This window comes from Bacillus sp. URHA0034 (assembly GCF_056280405.1).
Genome location: NZ_JBWCDK010000002.1, coordinates 933732 through 959231 on the forward strand (window position 1 = coordinate 933732; position 25500 = coordinate 959231).

Annotated in this window: 28 protein-coding genes and 2 pseudogenes; 7 read left to right on the top strand and 23 right to left on the bottom strand. The window is 36.5% G+C overall.

Going from position 1 to position 25500, the window contains the following annotated elements:
* Positions 1-91: 91 nt before the first annotated feature.
* The 10 genes from ACZ9EE_RS06590 to ACZ9EE_RS06635 all read right to left on the bottom strand — a co-directional run bounded on the left by ACZ9EE_RS06590 (position 92) and on the right by ACZ9EE_RS06635 (position 8018).
* Positions 92-496, bottom strand: coding sequence for a YolD-like family protein (locus ACZ9EE_RS06590; protein ID WP_476025861.1), 405 nt, complete (start codon positions 494-496; stop codon positions 92-94).
* Between the two features lie 562 nt (positions 497-1058).
* Positions 1059-1520 (bottom strand): VOC family protein, encoded by a 462-nt coding sequence (locus tag ACZ9EE_RS06595; RefSeq protein ID WP_476025862.1) that lies wholly within the window; start codon positions 1518-1520, stop codon positions 1059-1061.
* A 41-nt stretch (positions 1521-1561) separates the two neighbouring features.
* Entirely contained in the window at positions 1562-2377 is an 816-nt protein-coding gene (locus ACZ9EE_RS06600) for an SDR family NAD(P)-dependent oxidoreductase (RefSeq protein WP_476025863.1), read from the bottom strand.
* A gap of 120 nt (positions 2378-2497) precedes the next feature.
* On the bottom strand, positions 2498-2863 hold the full coding sequence (locus ACZ9EE_RS06605; protein WP_476025864.1) for a tautomerase family protein: 366 nt from the start codon (positions 2861-2863) through the stop codon (positions 2498-2500).
* 42 nt (positions 2864-2905) lie between these two features.
* On the bottom strand, positions 2906-3694 hold the full coding sequence (locus ACZ9EE_RS06610) for a carbohydrate ABC transporter permease (protein WP_476025865.1): 789 nt from the start codon (positions 3692-3694) through the stop codon (positions 2906-2908).
* A complete protein-coding gene (locus ACZ9EE_RS06615; protein WP_476025866.1) occupies positions 3695-4618 on the bottom strand; it encodes a carbohydrate ABC transporter permease in 924 nt (307 codons plus the stop codon). It abuts the gene before it with no gap.
* 72 nt (positions 4619-4690) lie between these two features.
* Complete coding sequence (locus ACZ9EE_RS06620; protein ID WP_476025867.1) at positions 4691-6049, bottom strand: ABC transporter substrate-binding protein; 1359 nt, start codon at positions 6047-6049, stop codon at positions 4691-4693.
* A 43-nt stretch (positions 6050-6092) separates the two neighbouring features.
* Positions 6093-6917 carry a sugar phosphate isomerase/epimerase family protein gene (locus tag ACZ9EE_RS06625; RefSeq protein ID WP_476025868.1) on the bottom strand — a complete coding sequence of 275 codons (825 nt, stop codon included), beginning with the start codon at positions 6915-6917 and terminating at the stop codon, positions 6093-6095.
* Between the two features lie 28 nt (positions 6918-6945).
* Positions 6946-7410, bottom strand: coding sequence for a VOC family protein (locus tag ACZ9EE_RS06630; RefSeq protein ID WP_476025869.1), 465 nt, complete (start codon positions 7408-7410; stop codon positions 6946-6948).
* 143 nt (positions 7411-7553) lie between these two features.
* Positions 7554-8018 (bottom strand): VOC family protein, encoded by a 465-nt coding sequence (locus tag ACZ9EE_RS06635; RefSeq protein WP_476025870.1) that lies wholly within the window; start codon positions 8016-8018, stop codon positions 7554-7556.
* A gap of 449 nt (positions 8019-8467) precedes the next feature.
* Between ACZ9EE_RS06635 and ACZ9EE_RS06640 the strand changes: the two genes are divergently transcribed.
* Positions 8468-9259, top strand: a complete 792-nt coding sequence (locus ACZ9EE_RS06640; protein WP_476025871.1) for a helix-turn-helix domain-containing protein — start codon at positions 8468-8470, stop codon at positions 9257-9259.
* Positions 9260-9532: 273 nt separating this feature from the next.
* Here ACZ9EE_RS06640 and ACZ9EE_RS06645 read toward each other — a convergent pair whose 3' ends face one another.
* Entirely contained in the window at positions 9533-10075 is a 543-nt protein-coding gene (locus ACZ9EE_RS06645) for a hypothetical protein (protein WP_476025872.1), read from the bottom strand.
* 40 nt (positions 10076-10115) lie between these two features.
* Positions 10116-10274 (bottom strand): hypothetical protein, encoded by a 159-nt coding sequence (locus ACZ9EE_RS06650; RefSeq protein ID WP_476025873.1) that lies wholly within the window; start codon positions 10272-10274, stop codon positions 10116-10118.
* Positions 10275-10574: 300 nt separating this feature from the next.
* On the opposite strand from ACZ9EE_RS06650, the gene ACZ9EE_RS06655 reads away from it, so the two are divergent.
* The 4 genes from ACZ9EE_RS06655 (at position 10575) to ACZ9EE_RS06670 (ending at position 13442) form a co-directional block, all read left to right on the top strand.
* On the top strand, positions 10575-11105 hold the full coding sequence (locus ACZ9EE_RS06655; protein ID WP_476025874.1) for an amidohydrolase family protein: 531 nt from the start codon (positions 10575-10577) through the stop codon (positions 11103-11105).
* A 2-nt stretch (positions 11106-11107) separates the two neighbouring features.
* Positions 11108-11230 carry a hypothetical protein gene (locus tag ACZ9EE_RS06660; protein ID WP_476025875.1) on the top strand — a complete coding sequence of 41 codons (123 nt, stop codon included), beginning with the start codon at positions 11108-11110 and terminating at the stop codon, positions 11228-11230.
* Between the two features lie 427 nt (positions 11231-11657).
* Positions 11658-12911: a multidrug effflux MFS transporter gene (locus ACZ9EE_RS06665; RefSeq protein WP_476025876.1), complete on the top strand. Its 1254-nt coding sequence runs from the start codon at positions 11658-11660 to the stop codon at positions 12909-12911.
* 177 nt (positions 12912-13088) lie between these two features.
* Entirely contained in the window at positions 13089-13442 is a 354-nt protein-coding gene (locus ACZ9EE_RS06670) for a macro domain-containing protein (protein WP_476025877.1), read from the top strand.
* A gap of 22 nt (positions 13443-13464) precedes the next feature.
* On the opposite strand, the gene ACZ9EE_RS06675 is transcribed toward ACZ9EE_RS06670, so the two are convergent.
* From ACZ9EE_RS06675 to ACZ9EE_RS06695, 5 genes and pseudogenes are all read right to left on the bottom strand, one after another.
* A complete protein-coding gene (locus ACZ9EE_RS06675) occupies positions 13465-13674 on the bottom strand; it encodes a hypothetical protein (protein WP_476025878.1) in 210 nt (69 codons plus the stop codon).
* A 735-nt stretch (positions 13675-14409) separates the two neighbouring features.
* Positions 14410-14577, bottom strand: a pseudogene (locus tag ACZ9EE_RS06680) (3-ketoacyl-ACP reductase); the annotation flags it as partial.
* A gap of 301 nt (positions 14578-14878) precedes the next feature.
* Positions 14879-15067 (bottom strand): hypothetical protein, encoded by a 189-nt coding sequence (locus tag ACZ9EE_RS06685; RefSeq protein WP_476033182.1) that lies wholly within the window; start codon positions 15065-15067, stop codon positions 14879-14881.
* Positions 15068-15124: 57 nt separating this feature from the next.
* Positions 15125-15538, bottom strand: coding sequence for an NAD(+)--rifampin ADP-ribosyltransferase (gene arr, locus ACZ9EE_RS06690; RefSeq protein ID WP_476032880.1), 414 nt, complete (start codon positions 15536-15538; stop codon positions 15125-15127).
* A gap of 852 nt (positions 15539-16390) precedes the next feature.
* Complete coding sequence (locus tag ACZ9EE_RS06695) at positions 16391-18181, bottom strand: hypothetical protein (RefSeq protein WP_476025879.1); 1791 nt, start codon at positions 18179-18181, stop codon at positions 16391-16393.
* A gap of 200 nt (positions 18182-18381) precedes the next feature.
* Here ACZ9EE_RS06695 and ACZ9EE_RS06700 point away from each other — a divergent pair.
* Positions 18382-18537, top strand: a pseudogene (locus ACZ9EE_RS06700) (transposase); the annotation flags it as partial.
* A 454-nt stretch (positions 18538-18991) separates the two neighbouring features.
* Here ACZ9EE_RS06700 and ACZ9EE_RS06705 read toward each other — a convergent pair.
* From ACZ9EE_RS06705 to ACZ9EE_RS06720, 4 genes are all read right to left on the bottom strand, one after another.
* Positions 18992-20167: an IS3 family transposase gene (locus ACZ9EE_RS06705; RefSeq protein WP_476032882.1), complete on the bottom strand. Its 1176-nt coding sequence runs from the start codon at positions 20165-20167 to the stop codon at positions 18992-18994.
* Positions 20168-20296: 129 nt separating this feature from the next.
* On the bottom strand, positions 20297-21670 hold the full coding sequence (locus ACZ9EE_RS06710) for an IS1182 family transposase (RefSeq protein WP_476025880.1): 1374 nt from the start codon (positions 21668-21670) through the stop codon (positions 20297-20299).
* A 204-nt stretch (positions 21671-21874) separates the two neighbouring features.
* Positions 21875-22063, bottom strand: a complete 189-nt coding sequence (locus ACZ9EE_RS06715) for a 3-hydroxyacyl-CoA dehydrogenase family protein (RefSeq protein ID WP_476025881.1) — start codon at positions 22061-22063, stop codon at positions 21875-21877.
* Between the two features lie 48 nt (positions 22064-22111).
* Positions 22112-22462, bottom strand: a complete 351-nt coding sequence (locus tag ACZ9EE_RS06720) for a hypothetical protein (protein ID WP_476025882.1) — start codon at positions 22460-22462, stop codon at positions 22112-22114.
* A gap of 303 nt (positions 22463-22765) precedes the next feature.
* Between ACZ9EE_RS06720 and ACZ9EE_RS06725 the strand changes: the two genes are divergently transcribed.
* Complete coding sequence (locus ACZ9EE_RS06725) at positions 22766-23566, top strand: phytanoyl-CoA dioxygenase family protein (RefSeq protein ID WP_476025883.1); 801 nt, start codon at positions 22766-22768, stop codon at positions 23564-23566.
* Positions 23567-23767: 201 nt separating this feature from the next.
* Here the strand turns inward: ACZ9EE_RS06725 and ACZ9EE_RS06730 are convergent, their stop codons facing one another.
* Both ACZ9EE_RS06730 and ACZ9EE_RS06735 read right to left on the bottom strand, forming a co-directional pair.
* Entirely contained in the window at positions 23768-24484 is a 717-nt protein-coding gene (locus ACZ9EE_RS06730; RefSeq protein ID WP_476025884.1) for an SGNH/GDSL hydrolase family protein, read from the bottom strand.
* A complete protein-coding gene (locus tag ACZ9EE_RS06735) occupies positions 24477-25490 on the bottom strand; it encodes an aldo/keto reductase (protein ID WP_476025885.1) in 1014 nt (337 codons plus the stop codon). Before ACZ9EE_RS06735 ends, ACZ9EE_RS06730 begins: the two co-directional genes overlap by 8 nt.
* Between the last annotated feature and the right edge of the window lie 10 nt (positions 25491-25500).

The window sequence follows — 25500 nt, forward strand, 5'->3', positions numbered from 1 at the left end:
TTCCCCCTTCCTAGATTACATTTGTAATCCATAGATACAATATTACATAGGCAATATTGATTGTCAATCCTTTTTGCGTCTATTATTTTCTCTAAAAATGTTGCCTTATAATTCTGCTTGGACTTTCTAATAAATATGAATCGCCCATGAAAATACAATCATCCTCAAATAATTTACAATGGTAGAAATAATTTTTTAAAGAACTAGCTGATTCAAGCTTCACTTCAATGCGGAGATGCTTCGTTAATGGGTTCACGTAGTGTAAGCGACCTGTAAACTCGTGTATGAATCCATCATCCCATACGGTAAGCTTTACCGCAAAATTACTTTCCATTGCGTAGAATATCGGCGAATCAAACACCTCCGCTTCATGTTCGTCAACTATCCGCTTTGCTATGCGCTCAGTATCATGCCATAAATCCCGCTGAGTCTTCACCAATTCCGGCACTTGAAACGCAGCTTGCCACTTAACCATTCCGCGATCGCGTATTGTCATAACCAATCATATAGTATAAATACCAATGAGCGAGTGCTTTCAATCATTTGAAAGTCGATGCTTACGAAGTGAATCGTATTTTCCTCCGACGTTCCTAGATGCCAAAGTTGACATGGAAGCGTACTGATATAAAAATTATATATGCAAATCAACCTGGCTCATTTTTAATATAGGCTTTAGCAAAATTTCCCAATATTTTTTATTCATATCGAACCAATCTCAGCATGAGGTTGGTTCTTTTTGTATGGCTATAGAAGTATGTAACACTCTAGAAATCTATTTCTATTTTTGATGCTATCCCTCATTCTCTTGAATACTATTAAAAAGTTTATATTTTTTTCAAAAGCTATTGTAATTTTGTGAATTAAAAGGTTGGATTAGTTCTAGAATATAAAGTTTTTAAAGATTTTGACTCAGGATTATTAATAGTTTTAAAAGAGGTAAGGAGCAGATCAGATATCGGACAAGGGGAAGAAGTTCTTACAGAAAGTAATATTTAGTAATTGCAATATTTAGCTTATGTGCACAAAAGAGGTGACGAACGAATTCGCCACCTCTTTCATTATTTATACTGCTCTTTCACCTCAACTAAAACTCCAAGCGCTTTTGATGTGTCAAAATATTCATACGCCTCATAGCCCTTTTCGTGTTTAAAAAGAGAATCAAACCCTGTATATTTCATAGTTTCTTCGTCATCTTCTAAAGGTCCGTCTGACAACAAACAAATTGAGCAAATTGACGTGCCATGTTCTTTTAACCAATCTGCCCATGGGTCATTATTTCCTAGAGGCTGGATAATTTCAAACCAGAAATTATCGCTGAAAACACTCTCTACCTTCATTGGGGTATCAGTGATGTCCGCACCTTTATACTTCATAAAAGGTGTTCTTACCACTTTATGCTCTGTATTCTGCTCTGCAGGCTCTTTCCCTGTGCCCAGCAAAGTTTTATATGCAGAAACTGTTTTTTCTAAATCGTCTGTTACGACAATAACTTTAACTATATTCGTTGATGATAATGTCATTTTTTTTTCTCCTTTATATTAATCTATTAATCACTATTGGTTTATCTATTTGTGAAACCGCCGTCAGCAATAATTTCAGCACCTGTCACATAAGAAGATTCGTCGGACGCTAAGAACAATGCAACCGCAGCAATCTCGCTAGGCTGTCCGATATGCCCTATGGGAAGTTGCGAAACTATATTGTTTCGTCGTTCGTCATCGCCGTGCACAAAATCTGTAAACGCCTGTGTTTCCGTTGGACCAGGGCTTATAGCATTTGCTCTAATACCCTTTTCTGCAAGCTCTCCTGTGAACGAACGTGCCATGGACCTGACCGCTGCTTTCGCCGCATTATAGACAATGGCGTTTTTCCCACCCTGAAAACCTGCAATTGATGATATTAGAACAATTGAAGATTTATTAGACATGAAAGGAATTAACTTCTGCACCGTGAAAAAAGCTGAAAAAACATTAAGGTCCATGGTCAAATGAAACTCCTCAGGTGTTATTTCTGGAATCGGGTTTTGTGGCCCGTTACCAACAACTGGTATCACCGCCTTTAATTTGCGCCCAGTCCTTTTAACGGATTCCGCTATTTTTTCCAAATCTTTCACATCTGTCGCGTCAACTTTTAGAATGTCAACAACCTGACTGTTTCCCTCATATATTTTTTTTGCAGTTTCAACATTTCTCGTTGCCACAATCAAATCGGCACCTTCACTTATGAAACGTTCTGCGATTGCTCTGCCAATTCCATTCCCCGCACCCGTGACAACGCACAATTCTTTATCCAATAATTTACTCATAAAAACCTCCATTCCGCCGCTACCGCCTGCAGCGCAATTAGTAATGAATGAATGATGTGCGGTTTTCGCCATTTGGTTATTATTTTGAGGTGAAGATATACTACTGCACGGTGAGGTGAGTCGTAGACTGCTCTTCTCAGCTTAATTTGTATAAAAACCAAGTGTAAGAATCATCTTTCAAGCAATATTTAATCAAACTTCTCTTTCGCCCAGTGACCAATTTTCAGCACTGTTTTCAACAACACAAACTAAAATATCATCGCGCCTGATTCCAATGTCAACAGGCCTCTTTGTTAGTTCTTTATATGTTTTTTTCTTTTGCTCAAGTGAAAACATATTAACCATTGTAATTCTAATCAATATCAAATCTTGCCTATCGCGATTGTCATAGGTTGGCGAAAAAATAATCTCCCCTTCATCATGTGGTCTAAACACGTGGAAAAGATCGGTTGTATCTATACCCAGACCTGCAACAAGCGAATTATGAATGGCATTTGATATTTCTTTTCCCTTATCTTCAAACACTGACCTTTTTAAGTCAACTTGAATCAACGGCATAATGATCTCCTTCTTTTCACTATTATTCTGCTTTTGTTTCGATTACTTAAGAGCACCAGCACTCATGCCGTTTTCAAAATTCTTCTGCATGAACAAATAAACAATAATCTCAGGAATTGCAGTGAGCACAGCTGCCGCTAATATCTTCGTCTGGTCATTTGTAAACTCACCTTGGAAGTATTGTGGAAGCAGCGTTACCGTCTGCATATCTGGGCTTTGTAAGAACAAAAGTGGCAGGAGATATGTGTTCCATGAGTTGATGAGTGTCAAAACAATAATTGATGATGCAATTGGCTTTGTAAGCGGAAGGATGACATTCCAAAACATCGACAAAACACCCGCACCGTCAATTCTTGCTGCCTCCATTAACTCATTTGGGATTCCACTAACAAAATTTCTAGTAAGTAGAATAGTAAATGGCAGTTGCAATGCTGCCACAGGTAAAATTACAGCTACTAAGGTGTTAAATAAATGCAACTTTTGGAATGTTACAAACAACGGAGACAACAAAATTACCTCAGGTAAAGTTAACGCAACAAGAATCAACCAAAAGTACACTTCTTTTCCAAATATGTGTAATTTTGCAAACCCAAAGCCAGCTGTCATACTGAATATATAAACCAATAAAATTACGCCGGCTGATATGATGAGTGAATTTCTAAAAAAGATTGGAACTACACCCGTGTCCCAAACCGCCTTATAATTTAAAAAACCTGTTCCACCGAGAGAGCCAAGGAACATTTGAACAAGTGGAATCACATATGGAATCGTTAGTATCAGTAGAATGATTTGCAAAATGACTTTACTTTTTAAACTTCTAATTTCAAACATTTATATCTCATCTCCTTTATTACCTCTATTAACAAGTATTGCACCGCAGATTGCGAGTATAAGGAGCATTACTGATATGGCAGCTGCATAGCCAAGATTAGATTTCGTTATTCCCTGTGTATAAATATATGTGCCTAAAAATTCTGTTGCATGATTTGGCCCACCAGTTGTAATCAGATAAGGAATATCAAATGTTTTCAAAGCACCTATGATTCCAAGCATTCCAAGAGAAACTGTCGTGCCTTTACAGTTTGGCAATACCATGCTAAATAAAGTTCTAAAGTTTCCTGCTCCATCTAGGCGCGCCGCCTCAAGCATTTCTTTATCTATTTGGCTCATTGCCGCATAGTATAGAATAAAACTCATTCCTGTGAACTCCCAAATCGCAACAACCATGAGAACGAAAAGTGCCGAATTTGGTTTTGCCAACCAATCAACAGTTATGCCTAAATGAAGTGTGTCAAATATATTTTGCAGCATTCCCTGAGGCGAGAACAGCAATCTAAACACTGGCGCCATAGTCGCAGGTGCTAAGATTGTTGGTATAAAAATCAAACACTTGTGCAATGTCGCAAGCTTTACTTTTGTATGCAAAATTGCCGCAAGTATAAAACCTAAAAAGTTTTGAATTAAAAAAGAAATAATGAAAAAAACAATTGTGTTTTTTATAGCTTTCCAAAAAACCCAGTCAGAAAATGCCTCAGTATAATTACTTATCCCCGCTTTTTCCTGAATTGGATCAAGCCCATTCCAATCTAGAGTAGACAAATTGAATGTATAAAAGATTGAATAATATATAAGCCCTACAACAAAAGCAAATGCTGGAAGAATCCACAGAAGTCCGTTTATCTTCGTGGACCTCAATGGTTTAACCTTTTTGATCTTTTTGACGTTTTCCACGTTTATAACTTTGGTGTTTTCCATGTTTATACGTCTCCTCAACATTTAATGATAGGGGGCACTAGAAAAAATAGCCCCCTATCAAACTATTATTCCTTACTTACTATCAGCTTGAGTCTTTGCAAGTTGAGCAGCACCATCTTTAGGGGTGATAGTTCCTCCTGCCACGCCAGCCAATACATCTATCAATGCTTGGTTCATATCTGCATTTATTCCTCCAAAACGAGGGTTATCATCACTAGCCATTGCATTTTTAATAAATTCTTTGATTGGTTCGTTTTGTTTCTCAGGATTTACAAGTTTTACATTGTCCCAATTCGGAGATACTGATTTTAGATTAGGAACAAGGTTTAAGGAATCTGCAACCATCTGTTGACCACTCTTAGAGGTTGCAAGCCAAACAGCAAATGTAGTTGCGGCCTTAACATTCTTTGATGTTGCAGACACTGCGTCTGCATAGTCTGTATCGCCAAACATAGATCCTGTATGTCCTGTTCCTGCAATGTCAGGGAAATTAATTGGAACCATTGTGAACGGCTCTTTTGTTGAAGCTGCAGACGCAATATTAGCCTTCATCGTATCAGGCAAAGCGTTCATAGTATACCAAGACCCCATCATAACCATAGCAGCCTTTTGCGACATAAATAAATTGTTTGCTTCTGGATATTGTTTAATACCAAGAGCACCTTTTTGCATAATTCCGTCATCAAACAGCTCTTTCCATAGAGTTAATGCTTTGACAATTGAGCCATCAGTCCATTTAACTTGACCTCTTGTTGCTTTTGTGAACGTACCAGGGCTTACATTATCAGTGATTGCATGGAAAGTATCGATGTTAAATGCACCTTGACCTGCTCCCTGCACAAAACCTTCGATACCATTTGCTTTAAAAACTTTACAAGCCTTTATCCACTCATCTAAATTAGTAGGAATTTTTACATTATATTTATCAAAAAGATCTTTGTTTATCCAAATATTTCCTGCATATACAGTTCCGACACCCAATGCTTTCAACTTACCATTTATAGTCATTGTGGTGATTGATGACTTGTTGAGCTTGTCTTTATAATTAGCACCTAAAGCCTCTTTTACAGCAGGGGTCAAGTCAATTGCTTGCCCTCCATAAGTCTTAACGCCTCCATTTCCTGAACCCGGTGAAACCTGAAAAGAATCAACACCCTGGCCATTTGCCAAAGCCGGTCTGAGAGCCGCGTTATAATTATCTATTGATGTTTGTTTCCACGTAACTTTGATGTCTGGATATTTTTTGTTAAATTCCGCAACATATTTTTCGTTAACTGGGGAACCCGGCGTCCACCCCCACCAAACTACATTGCCTTTCGTTTTAGTTGAAGTATCTACTGTTGTCTTTTGAGTGCCACCACATCCTGCTAACATAGCTGTCATCATAACCATTGAAGCAACTAAGCCCACTGCAACTCTTCTTTTTTTCATTTTATTTTCTCCTCTCACTTGTTAACGCTTGCTATATAAACGCTTACATTAATGCCTTTATGTATGCGACACTATTTAAATATTCTTCATCTGTACTAAGATGCTCTATGATAAACGGCATATTTTCATCAAAGGATAATCCTCTTTTGATTAGGTGCTTGATATTTATCCCTCCGTTTCCAGCACTGGTTTCCCTAAAAAACAGCGTATAATCGTCCTCCATCTTGACATCTTTCAGATGGCAACTTTTTATATGCTCACCTAGTTTCTCGAAGCATTCGCTTATAAATTCCTCATTAAAGAAATACCTTCTTGGTGTGGTTATCCAGTTAAAAATGTCCATATGAACAGCAAATCTATCCCTGTCCACAGACTCAAGCAACTGTAGATATTCATCCGGTCCTGTCGGGAACATCCATGGCATTGGTTCGATTGTAAAATACGTGTTTTTAGGGTTTACCTCATCTATAATCTCCTGAATTGTCTTTACACCCAGTTCCCACGTTTCCTTTGTAAAATTATCTTTATAAGCACCATCCCAGCGAGAGCCTCTTGCACCTATTATATTCACACAACAGCGAGAACCTATCCTATCAGCAAGTTCAAGCTGCCCCACGGCGTACTTAATAGCCTTTAAACGTGCATCTTCATTTAAATCCAATGTATTGCGCCAAACTCCAACCTCTGCTATCACAAGGTTGTTTTTTTTTGCTTCTTTAACATACTCGTCAATAAGCGCATCATCATTTTCGAAAGAGAGCGGGAAATTTATAGTTCCAAGTCCTAAGGTTTTATGTTTCATAGCCCATTCCTTTGGACTGCTGTGATTTAATGATGAAGATGTCCCAAGTCCCATATTTAGTATCATGCCTTTCTATTTATAGCTAGTGTTAATATTACCTCTTGTAACTCTCGAGAAGTTCAATTACACATTTTAGATCCGGAGCATCCAGATAATTATATTCGCCGCCGCCATCACCATAAACACCTCTTTGAACCAGCTTTAAACCAGCAGCTTCAGCATTTGCAACAGCAATCTTTGAATCCTTAACTTGAAATGCAACGTGGTGAATGCCCTCCCCCTTCTCCTCAAGATAGTTTCTCCATGTTGAAGGTTCCTCGTTAGGCTGAATCAGTTCAAGCTGTAGTCCCGGACCAACCTCAAAGAAAGCCATCCAACAATATGCATTTGGAGCGGGTTCGCCGTTAAACTCTGTTCCTGTTACCGTATAGTCACCAATAGGTTGCGTCTCAGGGATGTCAACACCTAAAAATTCAGCCCACTTTTTCTTTGTTTCCTCAACATCTTTTACGATTAATCCAACCTGTGCCAATAAATTCGTTCCTAGTACTCCTGACATTTTATATCTCCTTTCAAGACTTTGCTCAATCAAATATTAGACTTCGTCCATATATCCACCTGGTTTTAAAGGCTCTGGCCTCTCACAGGTAGTGTTCATTTTGTTTTAGTATCATGCCTTTTTATTTATAGTTAGTGTTAATATTACTTCTTGTAACTCTCGAGAAGTTCAATTACACATTTTAGATCCGGAGCATCAAGATAATTATATTCGCCGCCGCCATCACCATAAACACCTCTTTGAACCAGCTTTAAACCAGCAGCTTCAGCATTTGCAACAGCAGTCTTTGAATCCTTAACTTGAAATGCAACGTGGTGAATGCCCTCGCCCTTCTCCTCAAGATAGTTTCTCCATGTTGAAGGTTCCTCGTTAGGCTGAATCAGTTCAAGCTGTAGTCCCGGACCAACGTCAAAGAAAGCCATCCAACAATATGCATTTGGAGCGGGTTCGCCGTTAAACTCTGTTCCTGTTACCGTATAGTCACCAATAGGTTGCGTCTCAGGGATGTCAACACCTAAAAATTTAGCCCACCTTTTCTTTGTTTCCTCAACATCTTTTACGATTAATCCAACCTGTGCCAATAAATTCGTTCCTAGTACTCCTGACATTTTATATCTCCTTTCAAGACTTTGCTCAATCAAATATTAAACTTCAACTCCGGATCCAAGTTTACCTATTTTAAATAATCTGAGAATATTGCTCCTTTCTTATTAAACTTCTATAAACAGAATATTATCAATTTTGCAAACAACTTACTCTTTAAAATTTGTGAATTACCTGTGCATATTTTCTTATAATTATTTTTATTGCAAATACTATGCCCATAAAAAAACGTTGATATTAAGGCATTTTGTCAATTTTATATGCGATCCTTCCTTTAAGCTTCTCAAATATTACTTTTTGACATCTTAAATGATATAATCATATACAAAAATTCACATATACATAGACCCTTATATAACAGTAAAGGAGATTATCGACCATGCTTATGAATAACTATTTCGAGAGGTTGAATTTTGATAGTGGGAAGAAATTTAATGTATCAAAGAAAATCGATATGAATTTTTCTGATACTATGCATTGGCATCCTTTTATTGAAATACTTGTAAGCCTTTATGATAATAATGAAGTAACGATTAATTTCACCAAACATGTCCTTAAAACTAATGACCTGGTCATAATCTACCCCGGTGACTTGCATTCGATTAATCATGTAGCTGAAAATGCTTTTATTCTCGTTCAGTTCCCTCTGGACTTACTGATGATTATGAGTGAAATTAATGCTAATTTTTCTGTATTTTCCCAGTATCATTACATTAAATATGACCCATCAAATATTGATGCCGATAAAATGATTTTTTTAATAAAAGAATTGGCCGAGCTTTATTATTCCGACACACCTTTTAATGAAGTGCTTATATATTCACTTCTTCTAGAGTTTTTTGCTAGGCTTGGACAATACTGCGTCAATGCTAAGAAAGAAGAATTCTCTGATGATCCGAACACAGAATATAAGTCTACTAAGCTAATTACAGAAGCTTGCCTTTACTTGTCACAAAACTGCACTAAATCCCTTACACTCGACGATATTTCTCATCACATAGGGGTTAGCAAATCCTATTTCTCGTATTTATTCAAAAAATATACGAATCTGACATTTATAGAATTTCTTACTACTGAGCGTATCAAGAGGTCAGAGTTTTTGCTTTTGGATCCAAAAGCACATATAATCGATATTGCATTTGACTCAGGATTTTTAAGCATATCTTCATTTAACCGTGCTTTTAAAAAAATAAAAGGGATTTCCCCTAGCGAATTTAGGAAAACGATGACTAATAACGCATTTTAGAGTCACCCATTATTATAGATACATATTTTTCAGTTAATGGTGCCTTTTACTAAACTTTTAAGGCAAATGTGCCATTCTGCTTCTCATAAATTTTTTTTCAAGGTTAAATCCTTGAAAATAGGCGCATTTACAGACTACGCAAAAAGTCTCAAAATCCCATCTCCGTGTATCATTTTGCTAATCTTGGAAAGTCTGTAGACAACAAGAAAACCTGTTTCTTCAAGATCATTCACCGCTCTCTGTACATCTCTACAATCGTACAACTAGCTAATTTTATGATTTTAGCAATTTCTTTTGTTGTATTGCCTTGGTTCCACAAATCACAAGCATTTTAACTAAACTATGACAAGTTGCTTCATGACATTTCAACCAATCAATGTGGTCTAAATTAAACACAGTGGCTAAACGACTTTTCTTGACGCTGTTTTTGATATATTCCATTTCCGATAATGAACAATCCAACACTACATAACATTCAATGTCGTTTTTCAAAGCAAGAGCTTTTTTTAATTCATCATTTTCCTGTTCTTCCTTAAGTGTGAGGTTGTTAAAATAACCAGTTCTTTCTTTAGAATGTTGTATACCGTGAGTTTCAATGATCATATTTTGAACGGGTATAGAAAAATCATATCTTTTGTTCCCACATAATTTTGGATTGGTATGAACTATATTTTTAGACCAATCAAATGTTTTTTGGTAGTCAAATTCAATATTTAATTGATTGAATAACTCTAAAATGAACTTTTCAGGATAGCTTACCTTGTCTGAACATCTCGGACATGAAAACCCTCGTTTAACTACGTTACTAACAATCATTTTTTTTCATAATCACAATGCTCACATTTAAAATCTTCATTTAAATTTCTTCCGGCTGTAATTTCATAACCACGTGTTGGTGCTTCAGCAATTTTGCAACATAAGGATGTGTTGTCCATAAAACGTTAAATCCTTTCAACACTCTTTTTCCTGAACAATAAGGACATTCGCGACCTCTTTTTCTATCTGTAACGCTCATCGAATATTCGCCTTTATATGTGGAACATACCTAAAGGAAAAGTTCGTTGCTCCCATGTGAAATATTTTTTGGATCCCGAACATTTTTTTCACTAAATTCGGATAACAAATATTCTTTCCTATTGTTTAATGCATGATATTCAAATGATTTTTCATATGGAGGATTTTCTTTTTTAATATTTGCATTTAAACCATGAACACATTCATGCATCTATTTAGCAGAAACCGTCATTGATACTATAACAGTAGATGTCACGGAGCCCATGGGCGGCTTACAATATGCTGAAGACTTCCTGCCGAAATGCAAGGACATAAGCGAATTCAAGCATCCATCGGACCACATGCACCCTATTCCAATACGATTGAAATACTCCAGCAAGTGGATGCTCTATCTAAAAAGTACGATGTGCCCTGGATGATGCATGTGAGTGAAATGGATTTTGAAATGGACAAATTTCGAAAAGAACGCCAAGCTTCGCCGATTGAATTTTTAGAAGAGATTGGTGTATTAAGTTCAAGACTTGTAGCCGCACACTGTATTCATTTGTCAGACCATGATATTGAGTTACTGAAGAAATATGATGTGAAGGTGGCTCATTGCATTGGTGCCAATACGAAATCGGCTAAAGGCGTCGCTCGTGTTCGTGATTTATTAGCTGCTGGTGTAACGGTTGGACTCGGTACAGATGGTCCCAGCAGCGGAAATACCCTAGATTTATTTAGCCAAATGCGGATGTTTGCCAATTTCCATAAAACTTATTTACAAAATCGCAGCGCATTTCCGGCAGAAGAGATTGTCAAGTTAGCGACCATTGGGGGAGCAAAAGTTTAGGCATGGAGGGGCAAATCCGCTCGATTGAGGCAGGGAAGCAAGCGGATGTTATTCTGGCAGAAACCGATTCCGTCAATATGTTTCCGATTTTTGATCCGTATTCTGCCATTGGTGTACTCCGCTAATGCCAGCAATGTCAATGATGTATTTATTGCAGGGAGGCAAGTCGTAGAGGAAAAAAAACTAGTGAATTTTGATGTGGCTCATTTGAGAGTGGAGCTTATGAAGCAATGGAGGAGTGCGGTTTCAGAAGGAAAGCTTTACAAGCAATGTCGGATAATGATGAGAGTATGTAAAACGGAATAACTGACGCTTATAATCCGTCAGCTAATATAAAAATTGATTGTTTACTCTAGAGTATGTTTCGGGTTATAATGAACTTTGTTCATCGGGGCAACTAAGTATATTCAATAAATGGTTGAACAATTTGTAAGTGAAATATAGGGGGATTCAAAAGATAAATGATTTATTCATCTTGTTCTGTTGAATGAACAATTTGATAAATAAAGGGCACGAATTAAAAAAACTATATTCCTAGAAAGGCGATGGACATTGAATACACATAGTGTTAAGAAACGAATACAGCTGGCAATACTTTTAGGATCACTTGGATTATTAGGACCTTTTACAATCGATACGTATTTACCCTCTTTTCCAACGATAGTAAAAGATTTTGATACTACCGCTTCACTGGTACAAATTAGTTTAACTTCCTGTTTATTGGGCCTGGGATTGGGTCAATTAATCATTGGTCCTTTAAGTGATGTAAAAGGTCGCCGACAACCTTTGCTAATCTTTATTAGTTTGTACTTACTTGCATCTCTAACATGCGCGTTGGCGCCCAATATCTATTTCCTTATTATTGCTCGGTTAGTCCAGGGCATAGCAGCCGCAGGTGGACTTGTGATCTCTCGAGCAATTGTTCGAGATCTCTTTAGTGGAAAGGAACTAACCAAGTTCTTTACGATGATGGTATTGGTGGGTAACCTTGGACCAATCGTTGCACCCGTTGCTGGAGGGGGAATCCTTGCATTTACCAATTGGCATGGAGTGTTCATTGTATTGGCTTGTATAGGTGCCGTGTTGCTTTTCACTGTTACTTTTAAATTAGAAGAAACACTCCCTAAAGAAAACCGTGTTCCCAGCAATTTACCTGAAATCATGAAGAATTTTGGCTCTTTATTCAGAGATCGCTCATTTTTAGGATACGCTCTAACTCAGGGTTTTACTGGTGCAGGAATCTTTGCCTATGTATCTGGTGTTCCGTTTGTCTATCAGAATATTTACGGAGTAACACCACAACAATTTAGTCTATTATTTGGGACAAATGGATTAGCATTTATTATTGGAAGTCAGTTGGTCGGCCGCTTGGCAGACACCATTCCAGAGCGGACTTTCTTAAAGATAGGCTTAGCAATGGCGAACTTAGCGGGTGCCGCATTACTCATTGCACTGCTCTTAAAAGCGCCTCTTTTCGCCGTCGTGATCCCAATATTCATTTTTACCTTTTCATTAAGTATTATTGGAACAACGTCTTTTACATTAGCCATTGAAAAGCAAGGGCATATTGCTGGTAGTGCCTCTGCATTATTAGGATTATTGCCATTTGTCCTTGGCTCACTTACGGCTCCACTCGTGGGGGTAGCAGGGACGAATTCAGGCATTCCTATGGGCATACTCATCTTATTCACAAGTTTACTAGCTTTCCTTTCCTATTATGGATTAGTAAGTAAGACTTCACTTCGGAAAACAGCCTCTAAATCATTTGTTGGGTTGTCTAAGCAAAAAAACTCTCAGGCTTCATAAATAAAACTGTAATTCTAAAATAGAAAAATAGAGGTATAATATTGAAATAGAATCGTAACGACATTTTCAAATTTTATGTTTTAAAAGCAACATTTCTATAACAATTTGTTTTTATAGAAATTGAAACATATATTGAGTTTTATAAAAGGTTCTTTTTTATAAGAGAGGGAAAAGGATATGCCATTAGAAATTGTACGAAATGATATAACAAAGATGCAAGTAGATGCTATAGTAAATGCGGCGAATACGGCATTAAAAAGTGGCGGCGGTGTATGTGGGTCGATCTTTCGTGCCGCCGGTGCCAAGCAGCTGCAAGAAGCTTGCGATAAAATTGGCGGATGTAAGGTAGGAGAAGCCGTTATAACAGAAGGGTTTAACCTAGAAGCAAAATTTATTATCCATACCCCAGGACCTATCTGGCAGTACGGGGAAAATAACGAAGCTGAATTATTAAAGGCATCCTATCTAAATTCTTTGGAACTGGCAAAGAAACATCATTGTGAGTCGATTGCTTTTATCTTTTCCATCTAATTTTTCTCTGCCCCTTGATATATTATAGAATTAATTGATTAGGAATTATTTTCTCGCAATCGTCGCAAATTTTAGTTAATTTTATTTTTGAACTTTTTGGTAAATCTTCAATTTTGACGAGTATCGTTGTATGCTTCCCTCTAATTTCAGGGATTACATAACCTAATTTGTCGTAATAGTCTAAATTCGTTCCGCCTAAAACAACCCAAACTTCTTTTTCAAGTATCGCCAATCTTTTTTCTCCTTACCTTTAGTAGCAATCGTTCCAATCCATCTATCAGTCGGATTTATTGGAGTCAAAGTGGTTAATCCAGTATTTTTCTTTCTCGTTTAGTTCCTCCAAATTATTGGTGCTATCTATTACGTAAAAACTTCAAAAAAATGCTTGCGAATTGCTTTGTGGAAAGCAGTATTATCTCTTATTTCAACATATCAGACTTATGTTGATTTATCCTTACATTCAATGAACTTTTTGTTTGTCCAATATACATCGCAAAGGGCATATAAGATTAACATTTTTTGTCGGGAGATTGCAATACTTTTCCAGAATATACCTAATTGATACCAATTCTGAACGTCGGCTCGCTAGGGCACAACCTAATAAAAGGGTGACTTTATTTCGTTCACCAATAAGAGACGAGGTGTCAATCCTATCGATAAAGGCCGGAATGACCTCTAGCATCAAAGCTTTTTTCGAATGTTGCCTAGTACCAATTTCTCTCTTAATTTCTTCCCTTCCTGGAATTTAAAATGGGCGTTCCATAACGGAACGCCTCCCTATCCCCATTGCGTGATTTTACCCCTTTTTCTTTTAATATCTTATCCTTCAAATAACCCCTACTTGCTGACCGTTTGGTGGTGTTGCTTGAAATATAAACCATACGTGGTCCGGGCGCATAAATAGTACTTAATGTGAATTTAGCACATATTGAAATTAGAATTTATTTTACAACCACAGAAAGAGTGTTTTTTTCCAAAGGGCATCTTCAATGTCACCAGCCGGTTCAAAATTATCCATGATTCCTGCGCTATTAACCAAGATGTCTAAAGTACTATATGTGTTTACAGTCATATCAAACAGATTTTGAATATCTTCTTTTGCAACGTTTGCTATTACGGCAATCGCTTCTCTTCCAGTAGAACTGTTCTCTTCTTTGCGTTATTTTATTCATAAAATAACTTATAAATTAACAATAAAAATAAAATATACAATATATCCATTAATAACAACAATTATAATTTATATGTGATTAATAACATATATATCAATATCTTATATTAGTTTCCAATTGAAACAGCAGCAATTTTAAATTCCTTAACAGAGGAAAAAGAACCTTTCTACAAAGAAAGGTTCCATACTCACTGTTACATCTATTAATTATCTTTCCTTACCAGTAGTGAACAGTACTCCACATGTGCGGAGTGTATATGGCAACTCATGGGGTGCTGGTAAAGGATACCATTGCAAACTCAGCAATTGAAACTGGATACGCAGCAACTAGTTCAATAATATTTTCTTTCATCTTGGGCCGGTAATACCCGCCTGCTTCTCTGTAAGCAAGATTCAGGTAGCTTAGAAATCTTATTTCGATTCCAGATAAAAATTTCAATGCTAAGTTAGTCATTAATCATTGTTATTTTATTTTCAAAAAGTCATTTACATTTTAACATCTTGAAATAGTTCAGTTAATTATTTCGCCCTTGTTTTTAGCTAAATTTTCATGCCATTCTCGTCGCTCCATAGTTGTCAATTTCGCCCATTCTATTACTTCACCAATAATTCTTAAAGGTTCATTTGAACGATAAGAACGTGTTAAGTTACCAGGAAATTTTTTGTCAGTAACATTTGGGTCGTTTTCAAATTCACCTGTTGGTTCTATTATATAAACTCGTTCTCTTCCTTCTCCTTTTGCTAAAGCTGCTGCAAGTCCTGCGCCATTGACATTAGCAGTGAAATAAATGTGGTTCATTTTAAGCCCAGGTTTGTAATTTGAATTTCCACCTGCTGTTAGTAAATCACTAACCTTCAAATCTGCCTTTGTCCCATGGTAAAATGGTCCTTCATCAGAAGATGCACCCTTAAATGAATTTGACAATTCATAATTTCTTTTTGCATTCTCAGTATCACACAACTCCTCATAACATTTGGCGATGTTTAAATATAACGTTGGGTATGCACTCTTCACATTATGATCATTTATTTTTAGTGCACACTGTAGAGATGTTTGCATCCATTTTAATTTGTCTGTAATACTCTTTTGTTGACGAGCTAAATGATACGCTGCAATAAATCTTTCATAGTCGTCCGTTGCTTCGTGCCATGCTTTATGAAATACCTTTACTGCATCTTCAATATTTCCACTATCCTCTAATCCCATTCCACTCATACAGAGTTTAATAACGACGTTATTTGGATCAAATTTTATATTCATCTAATTACCTCCAAATTAATTGATTGTTATTATGAGTACATCCGGAAATTCAACTTCTCAAAATCTTCTCCATTGGCTTGCCCTTTACCACATACTCTCTTACTGATAGCCCTAATGCAACTATATAATCCCCTAGTTCCTCTTTGTGACAAAAAATTACTTATTGGATAAAAAATTACTTATTGGATAAAAAATATCGTGTACCTCCATCCTGCTTATAAAATCACAAAGAACCTTTCTAAAAAGAAAAGTTCATACTCACTGTTACATCTATTAATTATCTTTCCTTACAAGTCGTGAACAGCACTCTATAAGTGCCGGGTGTATGCGGCAACAAATGGGGTACTGGTGAGTTACATAAGATAGGGTCAGGCACCACATAAAGACATTTGTCTATTTTCGGTGCCTGACACTTGAGCCTACTGGTATTCTATCTTAATGCATTCCAGCCGCTTGCGATGAACTAGTACTTGACTTAAGTAATCAAGTATCGATAAATGACATGAGGCCCTCATTTTATTGTCCAGGTTCAACCGGTTCTATATTTTCAGCATTATTTTCAGAGTTTGTCAACATGTTACTTCTTTCGTGATCTTGATTATTTTCGTTCAGCAAATTATTGAGACTTTTTTTTATTGGTATTTTACTGTTTGTAGACGTCTCGTTTGTAGTGTAGAAAGATTGAATCGTTTTTAAATCCTTTTTAGATGTTGCGGCAATAAATTCTCTATCCTCTAAGAAATACCTCATCTTTTCTACTAAATGATCCAACATAACATCTGCTTTTTCCATGCTAAGAATATACCTCCCTTGATTAAGGGGGTTAGAACCTGAGCGTGCTTGTGTAGTTGTAATAATTCTTGTAATTAGGAACCATGGGCTATATGATGTTCGCACCACTGTGTTTTCGCTTCGGGTTGAATCGGTAATTGCCATACCTACCGATAATTTGGACTCGGAATAGGTTCCATCTCCCTGGAATTGAATAAGTATGCTACTAAATTGTATTTCCCCCCAATATAAATGTGCTAAAGTATGAAGTGAGGCACCAAATGTCAAAAGGAGTACAGGAATAAATAAGCCAGCAAAATTAATTCCTTCAGCCCCGCCTTGTTTAATAATAAATAAGAGCAATGCAGATAAGGCAACAAGAAAATGTCCAACCACAGCTACGAATAATCTGACCTTCCCCAATAAAGGAGGATAAGGAATATCCTCAAAACGAGGCTGAGTTTCTTGAATGGTGTCTCCGTAAAAACTGCCTTTATTTATGCTGCCTTCTATGTTTAAACTTGGATTCAATTCCCGATAAACCCTATTTGGAATCTCTTTATATCGTAAATTTGCCATTTCCATATCTAATGCCCTAAAAAAGTCTTTAGGGTGCACATTTTCCTGCCAATGATTTCTGTATTCAGAGACCGCTGTAACAGGATTAGCCACTTCTGCTCTTAACCTTGAAAGTATTAAGACAGCCACAAGAGTTGCAGTACTTAGAATATAAAGTGATATAAGAGTAAAAGCGGGATTAAATGGAGCCTTCGGAAAGTTAATTCCTAGTCTTAGCAGTAATTCACCAAGAATTGGCACTAAAACGGCAAATATTATAGTCAAAGCTATACTTTTGTTATTACCATTATATAGATTTTTATGATTAATCTTTTTTCCATTGAAAGGGCCCTCTATCCACAGTGACAATAAAAATATACACAATCCAATGCCTAACCATTGAGAAAATGATGAGTCTGTCAATAATGTTAGCCCTATCGTCCCAGAAAATAGTGCTATGAGATATACAAGAAATCCAATAATTGAGTATCCTATATTTCGAATTAATAAATTCAAATAACTACGCATCGAATACGGCAGAAAAATGAATTTGGGATAAATGCTATAAACCACTCGTTCAAATAAAGTATTAGGTTCCTTGAATGTAATGTTTTTTCTTCCCATTATCATTTGTTCGAGTTCCTGGGAGCTGTAATAAGCATTTGGTTCTTCAGTATTCTGTTCACTTCGTGCCATATTTTTTGCTAAACTTGTTGGGACACCCCTTCCCACATAAAAACGGGAAATTTTTATAATGCCTTGGGCGATATAATTTATTCCACCGGTCAACAAAACTAGACTAACTACTAAATTAAACCATCCAGCGGCTAGCCCACTCTCTATAATTTGAGCTCGCAAAGTAAATATGGATACTATACCAATCAACAAAATTAGAGATCCACTAATTAAAAACAACAGTCCTTCCTGTTTATACGGGTTTTTTATTTCAAGTGAATCTGATCCATAATGGTACGACAATAGATTTCTCTCCTTTCAAAATAATAAACATAGTTTAATAATAAATTAACTAGGTCTAGAATAAAGAAGCCTTTAAAACTTAATACTTTCAATATATTTACTATAGTTGCAGTTACTTTTGTTACAGATTAGCGTAATGAGTCAGATTTTCTTAAATAAGCTGATACCACTTAATCTATTAAACGCAGCTGATAAGCTAACATAACAACGAGAAATTTCCGAAGACTTCATGCTTTGTTCGCAGTGACAGTGGTTATGTCGGCCGGGCTCTATATGATTTATGTGAAAAAGAATCGGTTTATTACGTCATTCGACTAAAATCTAATGCGCAATTACTGGACGATGGAGAACAACTATTAATAAGGTTAAAAATAATTTGGGATTTGACAAAAAGTATGATTTTTAAGGAGTAGTATAAACAAAATTATTAAATGCCTTGAGAGAGGAATTAATTATTTGACTCTAAAGTAGTATGCTCATATTCAAAAGCCAATTAAATTTACTTTTTATATTTACTAGGATTATGTTGCTTTGGTAATCGAATTATTTCCAAATATGCGCTTTCTTCTTTTAAATTTATATTTAAAATCCTGGCTTTGTATGACTAAGATATGCACATTAATGAAGTGAAGTGATTTGGGGTACATTGAAGTTTTGCGCAAAAAAAGGCGCAATAATAGGGGCACGGGGTCAGATTGATTGGGAATTTTCAATACAATTTTATAATTCCGTTACAAGACACATAAAAGGAACATAAAAGGCAACGCCCAAAGTAAAGTATACCCGTTGAAAAGGACATTTTTAAAAAGGTTATGCCACATTAAGGAGATGATTTCTGTATTCAACAGGGGTCATCTTCTTTAAATTCCATTGAAAGGTAGGGCTAGTATAGTGTACTCCTTGATCCGAGTGGATAGAGGCTCCTTCTGCAAACTTTACACGTCTATTTTTCTTTAACTTTACTAAAGTATCAGTACCTAAATCTAATGTTAGTGAATCTGATACATTATAGGCTAATATCTCATTTGTTGAACTATCCTTAATGGTCGACAAATATGCCTTTTGTCCATTTCTGTAATATAAATAAGTAATGTCAGTAAGCAATACTTTACCTGGAATACCTTGTTTGAAATTCCGGTTGAGTAAATTCGGTAGTACAGTGTGTTCTTTTGTTGCTTTTAACATCTTCTTATAAGGGTTGGCTCTTCTGATAGGGCATTCGATAGTGTATTTCTTCATAATTCTTCGGATTCGTTTCAAGTTATACTTAATATTAAACTGTCCTTTTAACGTCATCTTAATTTGTCTAGCACCTTTACTACGCCGTTTAAAATGAAAGGCCTTTAAAATGTTATCTTTTGAAATTAGGTCTTCTTTTTCACGACGATCTCTGTTTTCTTGAGATTTCAATGAAAAATAATTATAATAACCCGAGCGCGAAACTCCGGATAATTCGCATAGGAAACTCACCATATTTTTGAGATTATACTTTTTAATTACTGACCGTATAGGGAGAAATTTCTGTTCGGCTGATACTTTTACTCGGTTATCTCCAGCCCCCTTTCCATCATATCTAACTTTTAGTAATTCATTCTCGGCTTGCAACAGTTTAATTTGAGCTTCTAATTTTTCATTTTTTTCTTCTAGACTAAGCTCTCTTTGAATCGGTCTCCCTGAATGATCTTTGCGTGTATCTCGAAGTCCCAATACTCCAGATTTATTATAACCAGCACGCCATCTATAAGCTGCCCTATTTACCCTAACGATACCAATGATATCAACATCAAATCCATTCTCCTCAAAAATCTGCCGTGGTAATTTTCCACTCTGACTTTCAGCTATAAAAATCCTTTTAAAGCCATAAGTGTATGTAATTCCTTTTGTACTTACAGATTTAACATAAGGATTTTTAGAGAGTTTCTTTATTTCTTTATCAGTGAAAAGTTTATTGACATAAGATATTTCTCCAATACTCCGATTTTTAATCTATTATACAAAAAGTACCCGATAGGGGGGCTGTTGACAAAATGGGAAAGGAGTCGTACCTCCTTTCCCATTTTGTTTTGTTCTCATTTTTTAATGATTTTAATATCCTTTTTCTCCATCTTTTTTATACTAATTCATCACCTTTATCATTCTTTTTAAATTTAAAGCCAACGCCGAAAAGAGGCATTGTTCAAGAATTTTTTGAATGCCCCTCTTATAAGTTTTAAATAGGTTGTGTTTCGTCTTCATGGTTCCGAAGGAACCTTCACACCAAACTCTTCTTAGCTTTTGAACCATTTTGTATTCCGTTGTTTTTGCTCTTATTTTATTTGCTTCAAGCAATTCATGGGCTATTGGTCGTTCAATAGTTCTTTTTGTTGCTGTCTTCCCAAAGCATTCTTCTCTAAATGGACAGACTTTGCAGTCTTTTGCTTTTGCAGAATATACTTTTGAATACCGTTCACCGCTATGCTTTATATGACTAAAAGAAAGTATTTTTTGATTTTGACAGATGTACGTATCGTTTTTATTATCATATGTAAATTCCTTATAAGAAGTTGTATTATAAGCAGTGTTAGATTGAGTTGGAGTAATATATCCTGTGATTTCCAATGTTTCTAATCCATGATGAATGGGAGTGGTATAATATCCTCTATCTGCTCCAATATTTTTAATATTTAAATCAAATTTCTCTTGAATCACACTAAGTCTTTCGATAAATGGTTCACAATCATTTACGTTTCCAGCACTTGGATGAATATCAACTATGATTCCGTTTTTTGTATCAATGCTTGTATGGGCTAAGAAGTGAGGTCCAGATGGCTTTCCTGGGCGGTTTAATAACTCAGAGTCAGGATCAGTTTTAACGATGGAGGTTGTTTCGGTTGAGGGACCTTTTGATTTTCGTCCTCTTTTCTTTTTGCCTGATTCTATTCTTTTCTCCTCTAACTCTTTTTCATTTTTCTTCGCTTCTTCTTCAAGAGTATTTAAATATTGAGAAGGAGTCTTCTCTACTTTTACCTTTTCAACTTTACTCTTTGAAGCACTTGCCTTGATATGTGTTGAATCAGTAACTATTACTTCCCCAGTAACGATACCTTTCTCTATACAAAGTTCAATTAAATAATCAAAAACTTCTTGAAAAACTGTACTATCGTTAAATCTTCTTCGCCGATTCTGACTAAATATTGAATGGTCTGGAACAGGATCCGTTAAATCAAGACCTAAAAACCATCGATAAGCAATATTTAAATGAACTTCTTGTTCCAGCTGACGTTCAGAGTCAACATTAAATAAATAACCAATGAGTAACATTTTAAATAAAAGTACAGGATCAAGTGATTTCCTACCAAGTTTCGAATAATACTTTTCCATTTTGTCGTATATAAAGAAAAAATCAATTTTCTCATTGATTTGACGAAGTATTTGATTTGAAGGGACAAAAACATTTAAATCAATAAACTCTAGTTTACTTTGATACTCATCTTTACGACCCATGGCCATAATAATTCCCCCAATAAAAAAACCTGTATAGAATAAATTCTACACAGCTTTTAAAAAATCCTATTAGATTGTCAACAGCCCCATAGGGCAGACCTTTTTTAGTGTCTACTTTATCGGGTATAGTTTATAATTTTCGAGACTTTTTTATCAATTATGAATGAGTAAAATTTTTTTTAGACACACACATTTTTGAAGACTGGACTTTTATTTTATGATATCAATGCCTTCCGGGGTGGATATCCCTTCATAAACTGCATAAATTGCCTCGTTAATCATCGGAACAAGAACCCGGTTTACAGCAAAACCCGGAAAGTCTTTGATGGAAACAGGCACCTTTTTCATGCTTTTAGCCAGGTCTTGAATGATTGAAAATGTTACTCTAGATGTAGCCAACCACCGTTTTATAGAAACGACTTCTCTTGTTATGGTAGGAATCCAAATTCAAGCCCGTTCCTCCCCCAATTCCTTTACATAAAGGACATAAACTCCTCTCTCTTCATCGATTTCAGTCGAAGTGACTTCCTTCTGTCCAATACCTAAAACATCCACAACATCCTTTAAAAGAAAACGAATAATGTTATAATGCGTTTCGCAAGGGATATAGGTGATCAATTTATAATTCTCTTCTTCACGATATCTACGAATCTCAATATATAGTCCTTTACCGCGAAACCCTCTTTCATCTGCTACCGGGTTGTCCCAATCGTTCCCCATTCGGATATCACATTCTTTTTCAATCATAGCGATCATTTCATCGGGTATCTTTCTTGTTATGTATACTTTAGGTTTCATTGAGATTTTCCTAATGGGTAAAAGGTCATCCACAAGTTTATAAAAAAAATTCATCTATACTAAAAGGTCGTTTATCCCTATTTGTTTAAATTGCCTCTTTCTCTAACAAACCTACTAATTGTAACCTCTTTCCTTACCAACAGGATTTGTAACCATTTTTCCATCTCTTAATGTTCCCACCTTTTTCTCCTTATGTCGTCTTTGGAATATTAGCGGATTATTATGGCAGATTATCCAAGAAACTCCCCTTTTTTTTAATTAAACTTAAGATATGTCTCAAGTAACAATTTTAGGAGGGATAAAATGGTTAGTTTAGTAGACAGTAATGTCTTTCCAAAAGAAACGATCGAGTTTTACCGTGAGAACGGCTTTGTTCAAATCGATAATGTATTATCCACGGAAGAGCTGAACGAACTTAGGATTCATACGGAAGAAGTCATGAATATACACAATGGTTTATCCATTCAAACTGATCAGAAAGGAGGTGCTTATTATAGAGTTCTAAACCAAAGAGTAAATACTTGGCGTGACCATGGAGGGATGGCTAAATTTGTATTCAACCCACGGTTTGCGAACTTAGCACTGCAATTAAGCGGTTCAAATGGCATCCGACTGTTCCACGATCAAGCATTATTAAAAATGCCTGGTGATTCGAAACCAACCCCATGGCACCAGGATTTTCCCTATTGGCCCATGAATAAGGAGGCCGCTGAAAAAACAATATCCATTTGGATTGCATTGGATGATGTGAACGAACAAAATGGATGTATGATGTTTTTACCTAAATCCCACAAGGTCGGACAACTGAAACCGATTAACCTGGCAGAGCCTGAGGATCTATTCGAATACGCAAAAGAATCGGGATTGCATGATAAAAAGCCTGTAGTTGTTAGGATGAAAGCCGGTAGCTGCACGTTTCATAATGGTTTAACCTTTCATTATGCCTTTGCCAATCAAACAAACAAACCACGGAGAGCTTTTGTGATGATATTCATGCCTGATGGTACTACTTACAACGGTAAACAGCATCCAATCACTTCTGAATTGGATTTAAATAAAGATCAACCACTCTTGGGAGGATTATTCCCTTTATTATCCAAATGAAAGATTTCAGAACCATTTAATGCATTAATAATTGTATGAATTGAGTAGGGTGGCCATTGCTGACCACCCTACTTTATAGCAGTCTAACCCTCATAGTTATTTTGTATCTCATTTAATTTTTTTAAGTGTTACCCAAGAAACGCCATAACCTCAAGCTGGATTGACAGCTTGAGGGGTATTTTTGTCAACTCTTAGATTTATCTATTCATTAACATCCTCCATTAAGAGATTGATTATTTTTTCAGCAATGGTTTGATGAAATTCACGATCAGGATGGTTGATTCCATTGACTAATCTGGCGTGAATATCTTCTCCTGACTCTACTAATTTTTCAAATTCTGCATATACATCCACTACTGGGATGTTCTCTTCCTTCGCAAAGCTCCGTAAAACCTCAACATAATCTTGCAGATAGCCTGCTTCTGCGGTTTTAAAAAAGAATGGTAGGTGCGGATAGTCTGCTTTGTGAACATTTGGGTTATCTTTCGTGATCATCATATTAGGTGTAAGCACCAATAGATCGGCATCCGTGTTTTCACGAACCAGTTTTACTAATTCTCTTAAAGCATTAATATAGTTTTCTAATCCTTCTTTACCTGCATGGGCATCATTCACCCCAAAACCAACGGAAACGAGATCAGGAAGAAACTGAAGAATATCACGATTCCATCTGCACCTGGATTGTTCCGCCGTTTCACCCGACACCCCTGCATTTATTACATTGAGAATGGTATTTGGATACCTTTTGACAAGTTCTTTTTTTACAATCTGGTGATATACAGTGTCCTGTTCAACCGTCTTATATTCCATACACCCTTGAGTTACACTGTCCCCGAATGCCACATAAATGACTGGACGTGCTTCCACGTTCTGCTGTTTTTCCTTTAAACGAGTATGAAATCGGTTAAAGTTACTCAAACGGATCCTCCTTCTCATCTGGATTATGGTAGTTTCTTGGCCAACTAAATGCCTTCAACTTTTTCAGAAATTCCTGAGATAGAAGATGTCCATCCGATATACGGGTATTTGCCCTCAGATGTTCGAGTGTCATCATTCCTGGAATCACACAGCTGACTGCAGGGTTGGACAAACAAAATCTTAGTGCCACCTCAGCCAATGTCTGATACTGGTCTCCATTCCCCTCTTTAATAAAGGATTTTAGCTTTTCTACCTTCTCATAGGTACGTCGAAACCTTCCCCCCTTAAAATAATGTTTACGTATATCATTTTGAGCAAAGGTTTCGTAGGTCTTTTCTGTCCAGTTTCCAATGAGTGAGCTCTCATCGAATGGGACTCGTGCGATAACGGCGACATCATTTTCCATACAGGCTGGAAATAGTTCATTCGCCGGCCTTTGTTCAAAAATATTATATACCACCTGTTCAGATGCAATCTTTCCCGTTGAGGCAATCTGAATGCCATCATGCGGGCGATAGTCGCGGATGGATATTCCGATTTCACGGATTTTCCCTTCTTTTTTCAACTTTAGAAGTGTGTCATACCATTCCGTTTCCTCGACTCCTTTTGGGAACCAGCCGTGCAGCTGATACAAATCAATCGCGTCCACTTGCAGCCGCTTTAAACTGGCCTCACATTGCTCACGGATATAGGGTGCCGGGTACCTGCTTTGCATGTCCGGATCATCTTCATTTGGATGCGGCCAACTAACAGGCTGAACCTTCGTTGCTATATATATATGCTGGCCAGTCCAACTTTTTAGCGCTTCTCCAATGACTTTTTCAGAATGGCCTTTTCCATACATCTGTGCGGTATCCACGAAATTGATCCCCATATCCCATGCTGCATGCAGCACGGAAATGGATTCCTGGTCGTTTACGGGTCCCCAGTCCCCGCCAATTGCCCATGCACCGAACCCAATTTCCGAAACATTCCAATTGGTTTTTCCAAATCTTCTATATTCCATAAACACATTC

What these genes read in the sequence shown, in the direction of transcription:
- ACZ9EE_RS06590 (WP_476025861.1), bottom strand. Translation starts at nt 496, where the DNA reads ATGACAATACGCGATCGCGGAATGGTTAAGTGGCAAGCTGCGTTTCAA.
- ACZ9EE_RS06595 (WP_476025862.1), bottom strand. Translation starts at nt 1,520, where the DNA reads ATGACATTATCATCAACGAATATAGTTAAAGTTATTGTCGTAACAGAC.
- ACZ9EE_RS06600 (WP_476025863.1), bottom strand. Translation starts at nt 2,377, where the DNA reads ATGGCGAAAACCGCACATCATTCATTCATTACTAATTGCGCTGCAGGC.
- ACZ9EE_RS06605 (WP_476025864.1), bottom strand. Translation starts at nt 2,863, where the DNA reads ATGCCGTTGATTCAAGTTGACTTAAAAAGGTCAGTGTTTGAAGATAAG.
- ACZ9EE_RS06610 (WP_476025865.1), bottom strand. Translation starts at nt 3,694, where the DNA reads ATGTTTGAAATTAGAAGTTTAAAAAGTAAAGTCATTTTGCAAATCATT.
- ACZ9EE_RS06615 (WP_476025866.1), bottom strand. Translation starts at nt 4,618, where the DNA reads ATGGAAAACACCAAAGTTATAAACGTGGAAAACGTCAAAAAGATCAAA.
- ACZ9EE_RS06620 (WP_476025867.1), bottom strand. Translation starts at nt 6,049, where the DNA reads ATGAAAAAAAGAAGAGTTGCAGTGGGCTTAGTTGCTTCAATGGTTATG.
- ACZ9EE_RS06625 (WP_476025868.1), bottom strand. Translation starts at nt 6,917, where the DNA reads ATGATACTAAATATGGGACTTGGGACATCTTCATCATTAAATCACAGC.
- ACZ9EE_RS06630 (WP_476025869.1), bottom strand. Translation starts at nt 7,410, where the DNA reads ATGTCAGGAGTACTAGGAACGAATTTATTGGCACAGGTTGGATTAATC.
- ACZ9EE_RS06635 (WP_476025870.1), bottom strand. Translation starts at nt 8,018, where the DNA reads ATGTCAGGAGTACTAGGAACGAATTTATTGGCACAGGTTGGATTAATC.
- ACZ9EE_RS06640 (WP_476025871.1), top strand. Translation starts at nt 8,468, where the DNA reads ATGAATTTTTCTGATACTATGCATTGGCATCCTTTTATTGAAATACTT.
- ACZ9EE_RS06645 (WP_476025872.1), bottom strand. Translation starts at nt 10,075, where the DNA reads ATGATTGTTAGTAACGTAGTTAAACGAGGGTTTTCATGTCCGAGATGT.
- ACZ9EE_RS06650 (WP_476025873.1), bottom strand. Translation starts at nt 10,274, where the DNA reads ATGAGCGTTACAGATAGAAAAAGAGGTCGCGAATGTCCTTATTGTTCA.
- ACZ9EE_RS06655 (WP_476025874.1), top strand. Translation starts at nt 10,575, where the DNA reads ATGCAAGGACATAAGCGAATTCAAGCATCCATCGGACCACATGCACCC.
- ACZ9EE_RS06660 (WP_476025875.1), top strand. Translation starts at nt 11,108, where the DNA reads ATGGAGGGGCAAATCCGCTCGATTGAGGCAGGGAAGCAAGCGGATGTT.
- ACZ9EE_RS06670 (WP_476025877.1), top strand. Translation starts at nt 13,089, where the DNA reads ATGCCATTAGAAATTGTACGAAATGATATAACAAAGATGCAAGTAGAT.
- ACZ9EE_RS06685 (WP_476033182.1), bottom strand. Translation starts at nt 15,067, where the DNA reads ATGACTAACTTAGCATTGAAATTTTTATCTGGAATCGAAATAAGATTT.
- ACZ9EE_RS06710 (WP_476025880.1), bottom strand. Translation starts at nt 21,670, where the DNA reads ATGGCCATGGGTCGTAAAGATGAGTATCAAAGTAAACTAGAGTTTATT.
- ACZ9EE_RS06720 (WP_476025882.1), bottom strand. Translation starts at nt 22,462, where the DNA reads ATGAAACCTAAAGTATACATAACAAGAAAGATACCCGATGAAATGATC.
- ACZ9EE_RS06725 (WP_476025883.1), top strand. Translation starts at nt 22,766, where the DNA reads ATGGTTAGTTTAGTAGACAGTAATGTCTTTCCAAAAGAAACGATCGAG.
- ACZ9EE_RS06735 (WP_476025885.1), bottom strand. Translation starts at nt 25,490, where the DNA reads ATGGAATATAGAAGATTTGGAAAAACCAATTGGAATGTTTCGGAAATT.